At 60.5% G+C, this 385-nt stretch carries 1 protein-coding gene; it reads left to right on the top strand.

Annotated elements, in window-relative coordinates; translation table 11 throughout:
- The coding region (locus BJP32_RS17435) for a hypothetical protein (RefSeq protein ID WP_158043325.1) at positions 1-300 on the top strand (300 nt) is incomplete at its 5' end.
- Positions 301-385: the final 85 nt, after the last annotated feature.

Raw genomic sequence — 385 nt, 5'->3', positions numbered from 1 at the left:
CACAGAATCTGGAGTGAGAACGACGAGGCCCTGCCTCTCAAGCAGCTCAAGCTCGCCGGCGAACAGGCGTGTCGGGTCAGGATCCAACGTCCGGACGAACTCGCGATCGAGATGTTGAATCCCAAGGATGATCGCTTTCCGAGCACGTTCTTCGCCGGTCATGATGAAGCCATCAGTACGACCGTGACCCTGGCGATCTACTTGGGCGAACCACTCGTCGAGTACCGGCTTGCGTCTCCGGGCGCTGTAACCGTTTCGGTAGTCGCAGTCCCAAAGATATCCGCGGGCACCTGCACCTAGGCCCACGATTGAACCCATGCCCCAATGGTTCGCCTTTTGGACGTAACCCGCCCCGGAGCGGGTGGACCAACGCACGTGCGTCTCC

It is taken from the genome of Brevundimonas sp. ZS04 (assembly GCF_001956865.1).
In the GTDB taxonomy this organism is placed as follows: Bacteria; Pseudomonadota; Alphaproteobacteria; order Caulobacterales; family Caulobacteraceae; genus Brevundimonas; species Brevundimonas diminuta.
The sequence above is the reverse complement of the archived record's forward strand: the minus strand, read 5'-3'. Positions and strand labels throughout refer to the sequence as shown.